5 protein-coding genes are annotated in these 8,744 nt (G+C 70.4%); 1 reads left to right on the top strand and 4 read right to left on the bottom strand.

Annotated elements, in window-relative coordinates:
* Positions 1 to 5: 5 nt before the first annotated feature.
* The 4 genes from B4L26_RS01555 to B4L26_RS01540 are packed head-to-tail and all read right to left on the bottom strand — an operon-like array spanning position 6 to position 6,893.
* Entirely contained in the window at positions 6 to 650 is a 645-nt protein-coding gene (locus tag B4L26_RS01555; protein WP_290715001.1) for a GNAT family N-acetyltransferase, read from the bottom strand.
* Positions 647 to 1,951, bottom strand: a complete 1,305-nt coding sequence (locus tag B4L26_RS01550) for a SidA/IucD/PvdA family monooxygenase (protein ID WP_290714999.1) — start codon at positions 1,949 to 1,951, stop codon at positions 647 to 649. The genes B4L26_RS01555 and B4L26_RS01550 overlap by 4 nt, the downstream gene beginning before the upstream one ends.
* Entirely contained in the window at positions 1,948 to 5,508 is a 3,561-nt protein-coding gene (locus tag B4L26_RS01545) for an amino acid adenylation domain-containing protein (RefSeq protein WP_290714996.1), read from the bottom strand. The genes B4L26_RS01550 and B4L26_RS01545 overlap by 4 nt, the downstream gene beginning before the upstream one ends.
* Entirely contained in the window at positions 5,505 to 6,893 is a 1,389-nt protein-coding gene (locus tag B4L26_RS01540) for a salicylate synthase (protein WP_290714993.1), read from the bottom strand. The genes B4L26_RS01545 and B4L26_RS01540 overlap by 4 nt, the downstream gene beginning before the upstream one ends.
* Positions 6,894 to 7,041: 148 nt before the next feature.
* Here B4L26_RS01540 and B4L26_RS01535 point away from each other — a divergent pair, with 148 nt between their 5' ends.
* Entirely contained in the window at positions 7,042 to 8,721 is a 1,680-nt protein-coding gene (locus B4L26_RS01535; RefSeq protein ID WP_290714991.1) for a (2,3-dihydroxybenzoyl)adenylate synthase, read from the top strand.
* Positions 8,722 to 8,744: the final 23 nt, after the last annotated feature.

The following is an 8,744-nucleotide window of genomic DNA, read 5'->3' as shown; positions in this document are numbered from 1 at the left end:
CAGGGTCAGGTTCGCGACGCGACGGTGTCCGGCGCGTACGGGGTCGGCACGTCGGCGGGGGTACGCCCGCGGATGTAGAGCGCAATGCGGCGGTCGGGGCGGATGTCGAACTCCCCCAGGTCGGTGAACCCCTGCCGCTCCAGAGCGCGGCGCATCCGCATGTTCGAGTACTCGGGCTCGCTGGCGAATCGGTGGCAGCGGGGATCGGCGTCGAAGACCGCCTCGGCCAGTTCACCCATGAAGCCCGACATCACCCCGCGGCCCAGCAGCGTCTCGTCGGCGGTGGCGATGTGCAGCCCGGAATCGAACGGGTCGACGCGGTACAGGCGGGCGATCTCGTCGCGCGCGACTCGGTACAGCTCGAGGTAGGCGACCTCGGCACCGTCGTAGGAGACGATGATCGGCCGCGAATAGTCGCCGCCCAGCCGGTACCGGGAATCGGCGGCCCACTGCGGCGCCGACCACGCCTGGTCCCAAGCCTCCACCAGGTGGGGTCGGGCGAACCACGCGGCGAGCATCGCCGGATCACCGCCGTCGGGGTCGACAGTCCGCAGGGAGAAGCGGCCGGTCATCAGCGGCACGATCGGCGGCCCGGCCTGCGCGACGGCCTCATCGACGTCGACGATCTCCCGTTTGATCTCGTGGGTCATCGGCGCACCACTCCTGCTCGTGGGCGCCCGAGGGCACCGGCTTCTTCCAACGAGCCGCGCACCACGCGGTTCGACAGTTCGCCGAGGCAACTGAGATTCGGGAACCCCGGGCCCTGCGCGAAGCCGGCGAGGTTCGGCAGGAACAGCGTCGGTGTCAGCGATCCCACCGCGAGACGGGAGTCGATCGACTCCTCCAGCGCGGTCATCGTCGGCCCGGACGCCGACGCCGCGGGACCCAGTGCCAGCTCGATCAAATCGAGGGTGTCGGGCGTCATCAGGTCGGTGAACCACAGCGGTTGCCCACCGGTGGCATCGACGACGAGGTCGAAGGCCTGCGTCGAGGCGCCACGCCCATCGTTGGTCAGGGTGAGTTCGACGAGATCCTCGACGCGGCGCGCGGCCGTGACACGGCCCTGCAGGTGGTGGACGCGGTGGTCGGAAAGCAGACTCTCCTGCACACGCACCGAGAACACGCCGCGGTCGGTACGGCGGATCAGGTCGCGACGCTCGGCGGCGGCCATCGACGGCCAGCCGGTCGGATCACTGAACAGCGCGTTCTCGAAGTAGCTCTCGCCGCGGGTGTAGATCGTGGCCCCGGGGGCGATCGCCGAGATGGTCATGATGTCGTGGCGGACCAGTTCGTCGAGGACCGATCCGGCGGTCTCGCCGCCGCCGACGACCGCGGCGCGAGACGATGCGGGCAGGTCACGCGTGGGCACCAGGTCCCAGAACCGTGAAACCGAGAGCACGCGGTCGTCGTCGAGGAACGAGCTGGCACTCGAGCCGGGACCGGTGATCATCAGCTGGTCGCCGACGACCTCGGTGCCGTCGGCCAGGCGCAGCGACCAGGTGTCCTCGTCGGCAGCGATCTCGGTGACGCGCCCGACGCGCAGGTCCAGCTCGACGCGGTCGGCCACCCACGTGAGGTAGCGGGCCCACACGTTGTGCTGCGGGTGGGGACGGCCGCGGTCGACCCACTCGGTGTAGGTCTGGTGCTCGACGAGGAAGGACATCCAGCTGTAGGCGAGCATGCCGCGGTTGACGTCGGTCTCGGTGCCGCGGTGGACCGCGCCGCGATAGGGGAACCCGACGTCCTTCTCCGGGCTGGTCCCTAGTCGGTGGCGCCCGTCGGTCCAGCCGCCGATCGGCTGCCAGTTCGCTGCGACGGCGTGCGTATCGACGGCCACCACGCGCGGGGCGGGCAGGCCGAGGTCGGCCATGACTTTGGCCTTGGCCGCGACGGCCAGTGCCTTGGGTCCGGCGCCGAGTACGAGCAAGGTCGGGGTGGTGGGTTCAGTCATCGTGCGCTCACCCCGGAGTCGATTCCAGCACCGTGGGCCGCGGCTTCGTCGAGTTCGTCGTCGTCGAGTGCGGCGACTTCCAGGTAGACCGCCGCGACCTGTTCGAGCCGGCCCGGGCGGGCGTCGGCCGCGTCGAGACGCACGGCGAGGTCGGCGACGGTCCGCGCGGCGAAGACATCGGCGATACCGGCTTGCGGGGCGTCGAGCCATTCCCGGATGCGAGCGACGACGGTGGTCGCGAGAACCGAGTCGCCGCCGATCGCGAAGAAGTCGTCGGCCACCGAGATCTCAGCGACCTCCCGCGCCAGCACGGTGGCCACGATGTCGCACAGCGCCCGCTGCAATGCGGTGCTCGGTGCGATGTGCCCGCTGCTCGCCGCACCCTGTGACAGGACGGCCCCGACGGCGGCGCGGTCGAGTTTGCCGTTGCCGGTGAGCGGCATGGCGTCGACGATCTCGATGCGTGCCGGGACCATGTACGACGGGACGAGCGCGCCGACGGCGGCTGCCAACGACTCCGAGGTGTGTCTTGGGGTGCTGAGCGTGACGACGGCGGCCAGGCCGCGCACCGACTGACCGTCGCCGAGTGGGACGACGACGGCCTGGTGCACACCGTCGACGGCGCGCAGTGCGCCCTCGACCTCACCGAGTTCGACACGGTGCCCGCGGACCTGGACCTGATGGTCGGCGCGGCCGAGGAATTCGATCGTGCCGTCGGGCCAGTAGCGCGCGAGGTCGCCGGTGCGGTACCAGCGCAGACCGTCGCGGGTGACGAAGCGAGCCGCGGTGCGGTCGGGATCGTTGCGGTACCCGCGGGCGACGCCCGCGCCGCCGACCCACAGCTCCCCGGTCACCCAGTCCGGGCAGTCGTCGCCGAGGGCGTTGACGACGCGGCACTCGACGTTGTCCAGCGGCGTACCGAACGGAACGGCGGCCCACTCCTGCGGCGGGTCGACGGTTTCGCAGACGGTGCCGTGGATGGCGATCTCGGTGGCCCCGCCCAGTCCGGCGAACCGGGTCTGCGGGCTCAACGCGTGCAACCGGCGCGGCAGGTCGACGCCGACCCAGTCACCGCCGAGCAGGGCCGCGCGCAGCGAGTCGCCGAGTGCGGCGGCACCGGCGGACTCCGCCTCGGTCAGCAGCATGTCCAGCGCGCTGGGCACACAGGTCAGCACGGAGGCGCGGTGCTCGCGCAGGAGTCGCAACCAGGCGGCGGGATCCTTGGCCTCATCGGGGGTGACCGCGATCGCGGCACCACCGGCGCTGTAGAGGCCGAAGATGTCGTAGACGGAGATGTCGAACTCCAGCGCCGCGACCATCAGCGACCGGTCGTCCGGCCCGACGTCGAAGCGGCGGTTCACGTCGTCGATGGTGTTCATCGCCGCCCGGTGTGGGACTTCGACGCCCTTGGGCGCGCCCGTCGAACCGGAGGTGAACAGGACGTAGGCGACGTCTTCGGGGTCCCGCGCGGCCAACGCGGCAAGCCGCTCCTGCTGGCGGGCGTGGTCAAGGGAAAGCACGGTCACGCCGTCAGGCAGATCGTCGGCGGCCGGCGCGGGATCGGTGGTGAGCAAGACACCGATGCCGCCGGTCTCGACGATCGCGGTGCGACGCATCGAGGGCTGGTCGTAGCCGATGGGAATCCACACCGCACCGGCGGCGTAGACGCCGAGCGTCGCGACGACCTGGTCGGGGCCCTTGGGCAACTGCACGCCCACGGCGTCGCCGGCGCGCACCCCGGCCGCGGCGAGCGCACCCGCGACGGCCAGCGCCTCGTCGGCGAGTTCTCCGTACGTCAAGGCCGAGGTAGTCGAGAGCAGGGCGGTGCGCGTTGGATCGCTGGCCGCGATGGCGAAGAACTCTTGGTGCAGCAGTCGCCCGCTGGTCGGGTGCGCGGTGGCGTTGACCTGCTGGCGGACGGCACGCTGGGCGGCCGGCAGTTGCGGGGCGGCCAGCCCCTGCCACCCCACGTCACCGACGGCGAGACGGCCGATGGCGTCGGTGTAGGCGGCGAACATGGCGTCGACGACCCCGGACGGGAATGCCGATTCCCGCACGTCCCAGTTCAGCAGGAGCCCGCCCGATACTTCGGTGACCTGGGCGTCGAGGACCACCTGCGGTCCCTGCGACACGATGTGGCCGGGCTCGCCGAGACGGTCGATAACGGCCGGGGCGAACAGCTCCCCCAGCCCCAGCGCACTGGTGTAGACGACGGGGGCCAGCACGGTCTCCCCGCGCGCCCGCCCGAGGTCGCGCAAGACCTCCAGCGCCCCGTAGGAACTGTGCGATCCGTTGGTGTGGAGCCGGTCCTGCACCTGCTGCGCGAGTTCGGCGACCGACGCCGCCGCGCTGACATCGACGTCGAGCAGGATCGACGAGCTGAAGTCGCCGGAGACCAGCTCGACGTCGGGATGGATGGGTTCGCGGTGGAACAGCGGCACGTTGAGCAGGAAGCGCGGGTCTGCCGACCATGCGCCGATCGTCGCGGCGAAGACCGCGGCCAGCGCTGCGGCGGGGGTGATGCCGCGGGCGTGCGCGGCGGCCAGCAGCTGCTCCTTGGCCGCGGCGTCGAGCCAGTGGTGCTTGCGCTGCACGCGATGGTCGACGACCCCCGACGAGGTGGGCAGCGCGGGCCCGGCGGGAAGGTCGTCGAGACGGTCGAGCCACCACTGCCGGTCGGCGTCGCGAGCCGGATCGGGGTGGGCGGCGCGGTGCTCGAGGTAGTCGCGGTAGGTCACGCCGATCGCGGGGAGCGGCTCGCCGTCGTAGAGGGCGACCAGATCGGCGAGCAGTCGGCGGTAGCTCATCGCGTCGGCGGCAAGCATGTCGATGTCGACGTGCAGGCGGTGACGCCCGCCGGGCAGCAGCGTCAGTGCGACGTCGAGGACACGGCCCGTCGCGACGTCGAGCAGCTGGTGGCTCGTGGCGTCGCGGATCTCGTCGAGCGTGATGCGGACCTGCTCGTCGTCGGCGGAGCTCAGATCGCGCACGGTCAGCGGGTCGCCGTCGGGGCGGGCGATGACGCGCTGCGTGCCGTCGGGCAGGAACTGGGCCCGCAGCATCGGATGGCGGTCGATCAGTGCAGCCACCGCCGTGCGTAGTCGTTCGGGGTCGATCGGGGTGGACGGCGAGGCGTCAAACTCGGCGTAGAGGTGTGCGGCCACGCCGCCGAGGTCGGCCGCACCGGTCCGGCCCACCCAGTAGGCGTGCTGCATCGGAGCGAGGGCGAATGCCTCGTCGCCGACCGAGCCCAAACCCTCGCCGACCGAGCCCAAATCGTCTCCGACCGAGCCCAAATCAGCATCGACCGAGCCCAGATCAGAATCGACCGAGCCCGAATCACCGCCAACGAGGGCAGCCCAGTCGGTGAGCCGCGGCTGTTGTGCCATCTGCGCGAAGTTCACTTTCGCACCGCGCTTGCGCCACCCGCCGGCGATCTTCATGATCCGGATCGAGTCGAGGCCCAGCTCGATCAGGTCGGCGGTGTCACCGACCTCGTCTGGTGCGACCTGCAGCGCGCTGGCGACCTCGCTGCGGAGTTCGTCGATCGCGCTCACTGACGCTCCTCCGGCGCGGGCACGACGAAGGGTGCCACGCTGCTGAGCTTTTCGACGGTCTCGGTGAACTCGCGGTCGGGCGTCGACTGCTCGACGATGCCGGCTCCGGCCCGCAGCCAGGAGTGCCCCTGCGTGGTGAACACAGTGCGCAGCGTGAGCGTCGCCTCCATGGCGCCATCCGACGACGCGGTCAACACTGCGCCCGAGTACAAGCCGCGCTCGTCGGGTTCGAGCCGGTAGATCGCGTCGAGCGCCGGTTGTTTCGGGATGCCCGAGGCGGTGATCGACGGGAAGATGACGGCCAGCGCGCGCCAGGGACCGGCGTCGGGGGCGAGCTCGCCGCGCACCGTTGACGCGAGGTGCTGCACACTGCCGCGCTCTCGGATCGCCATGAACTCGTTGACCGCCGTGGTGCCCGGGAGGGAGACCTGGGCGACTTCGTCGAAGCAGGCGGCCACCGACATGGCGTGCTCGGCGATCTCCTTGGCGTCGGAGCGGAGTTCGGCCGCAGCGGCGCGGTCGTGCTCGTCGGAGACGCCGAGAGCGCGGGTGCCCGCCAGCGGTTCGGTCACGACCTCGCCGTCGGCGCTCGTGGCGACGACGAGTTCCGGGCTGAAACCGGCAGCCGACATCCCGTCCATGGAGACCAGGAACGACCGCGCGGGGTTGTTGTTCGCACGGCCGCGGGCATAGGTCGCGGGCATGTCGACGGTGAACGGCACGTCGACGCGGCGCGACATAATCACCTTCTGGTACTCACCGCGGCTGATTTCGTCGATCGCCGTCGCAACGCGACCGCGGTAATCGTCGACGTCCTCGGAGACATCCACCGGCCGGGCGACGGCCGGTTCGACGGCACCGTCGGCGAGCTCGGCCAGACGTGCGATCAGCTCTGCCGCCTCCATCGAATCCGGGACGGCGACGACCCGGACAGCACCAGCGCGGAACCCGCCGTCGGAAGCCAATCCGCGGGGATCGAGCACGACGTGGGTCTGCGGCACCATCAGCACGGCCAGGACTGCATCGTCGGCGACGCGGTCGAGCAGGTCGTGGTGAGCCGCGCAGTAGTCGAACCCCACCCAGCCGAACACCTGCCACTCGTCGAACGGCAGCGCGTCCAATGCGTCAGCGATCGCTCCGGACGCGTCGTCGGTCCATGTTGCGGTCGTCGACTCACCGGAGCGCAGGACCGTCGTGATGGAGCCCTTGCGGAGCTCCACCGTGGCCCGCGGCGTCGCGGCGAAGTGCCAGCCGCCGGGCCCCTCGTAGACGACGTAGTCGTTCCCAAAGTCCTCTGCGGCGGCCCAGGCGGCGACGATCTGAGCGGCCCGATCGGTATGTCGACCGTGGTTGGCTCGGGCGGAGGTCTCGATGACGACAGACATGGCAAACTCCGAAAGTAGGCACAGATAAGGTAAGCCTCAGTACAGTTCAGTAAGGGTAGCCAGAGAGGTTCCAAATTCAAACTTTGCTGGCATCAAGGGGGCGGTCGGCCGCTTAGGCTTGCCTAAGAATTGTGCTTCAATGGCAGCCATGAGCTCCCCGGACAACGATCCCCGCGATGGCGGCGCGACACTTGGGCTGACCGACGGATTCCTGCCGCTACCAGCACAGACGGCGCAGCGCTACCAGTCCGAGGGCCTCTTCGACGACCGTCCGCTGAGCGATCTCGTTGCAGCTTCGGCCCTGCGCAACCCCTCCGCCGTCGCAGTGATCGATTCCACTAAATCGCCCGAAACGGTCTTCTCGTATGCCGACCTGATGGCCGCGGCCGATCGTCGCGCAGCCGGCTTTGCCGCCGCCGGTCTGCGGGCCGGGGACCGCGTCGTTTTGCAGTTGCCGAACTCCGCCGAGTTCGCCGTCACGCTGCTCAGCCTGCTGCGCCTGGGTGTGGCCCCCGTGATGGCGCTGCCCGCCCACCGCATTGCCGAGATCGCCCACCTGGCCGCCGGAGCCGGGGCCGTCGCCTACATCAGCGCCGACGTCAGCGGCGGCTTCGACTACCGCGAGCTCGCAGCCGACCTACAACGCGCGGTCACGTCCGTCCGCCACGTGTTCATCGCCGGCGATCCGGGCCCCTACGCCGGACTCCCCGAAGCCGACGGCACTTTCACCCCGGCGAGCCCGGACCCCGACGCCCCCGCCCTGTTCCTCGTGTCCGGCGGCACCACCGGGCTGCCCAAGCTGATCGCGCGCAGCCACAACGACTACGCCTACAACGCACGCGTCTCAGCGCAGATTCTGCAGCTGCGACCCGACGACGCCTACCTCGTGGTCCTGCCCGCCGCCCACAACTTCCCGCTGTGCTGCCCCGGCCTGCTCGGTGTGTTTGCCACCGGCGGCCGGGTCGTGTTCACCGACAACCCCAGCCCCGACAACACCTTCGACCTCATCGAGCGCCACCGGATCACCGTCACCGCGCTCGTCCCCGCGCTGGCCCAGGTGTGGTGTGCCGCGACGGAGTGGGAACCGGCCGACATCTCGTCGTTGCGCGTCCTGCAGGTGGGTGGGGCGAAACTAGCCCAACCCGACGCCGAGGCACTCGACGCCGCGTTGGGGCCCGTGGTCCAGCAGGTCTTCGGCATGGCCGAGGGACTGATCTGCTACACCCGCCTCGACGACGACCGCACCCTCGTCACCACCGTGCAGGGCCGTCCGATGTCGGAGTTCGACGAGGTCCGCGTCGTCGACGAGGACGGGCACGACGTCCCCGACGGGACCGAGGGTGAATTGCTGGTGCGCGGCCCGTACACGATCCGCGGCTATTACCGCGCGCCGGAACACAATGCGCGCTCGTTCACCTCGGACGGTTTCTACCGCTCGGGCGACCGGGTTACGCGACGGCCCGACGGCTACCTCGCGGTCACCGGCCGGATCAAGGACACCATCGTGCGGGCCGGCGAGAACGTCGCCGCCGACGATGTCGAGGAGCATCTGCTCGCCCATCCAGCCGTCGGCCAGGTGGCCGTCGTCGGGCTGCCCGACGACGCGCTCGGCGAACGCATCTGCGCCGCCATCGTCGTCGCGCCCGGCCATCCGCGCGACGCCGCACCCGACCGGGCCGCACTACGACAGTTCCTCACCGACCGTGGTCTGGCGACCTTCAAGATGCCCGATCAGGTCGCCATTGTCGGATCGCTGCCCGTCACCGCCGTCGGCAAGATCGACAAGAGGTCGCTGACGACGACGCTCCTCGCGGCCCAATCAAGCTAGACCCCTCCCGAGTTCCGTCCGGC

Source organism: Gordonia sp. UBA7599, assembly GCA_002477755.1.
In the GTDB taxonomy this organism is placed as follows: domain Bacteria; phylum Actinomycetota; class Actinomycetes; order Mycobacteriales; family Mycobacteriaceae; genus Gordonia.
The sequence above is the reverse complement of the archived record's forward strand: the minus strand, read 5'-3'. Positions and strand labels throughout refer to the sequence as shown.